Source organism: Halorubrum sp. SS7 (genome assembly GCF_005435055.1).
In the GTDB taxonomy this organism is placed as follows: Archaea; Halobacteriota; Halobacteria; order Halobacteriales; family Haloferacaceae; genus Halorubrum; species Halorubrum salinarum.
Genome location: NZ_SGXV01000428.1, coordinates 1 through 349 on the forward strand (window position 1 = coordinate 1; position 349 = coordinate 349).

The 349-nt window shown below is 69.3% G+C and carries 1 pseudogene; it reads right to left on the reverse strand.

The features are described from left to right. A pseudogene (locus EXE44_RS18665) lies at positions 1–349 on the reverse strand (glutamine--fructose-6-phosphate aminotransferase); the annotation flags it as partial.

Below are 349 nucleotides of genomic sequence, written 5' to 3' on the forward strand. Positions count from 1 at the left end.
CCGATCGGCCGAGGGCGGTCGGCTGCTCGTTGATCTCTTTGAGCATGTAGTGGTCGTATCCGCCCTTCCCGGTGTCTTGCGGGTCCCAGTCGACGGTCTCGGTCGCGCGGTGGACGCGCTCGCCGCGCTCGTCGGTGACGGTGAAGCCGGACGGCGTGACCCGGACGACGTCGCCGTCCTCGAGGTACGCCACACGGTCGGTGAACTCCAGGAACGCCGGCACGTCGCTCGCGAGGTACTGCGTCGAATCGCTCGCGCCGACCACCAGCGGTGAGTCGTTTCGAGCCGCGTACACCGCCTCCCTGCCGCCGATGACCGCGGCGACGGCGTAGCTCCCCTCGATCCGATC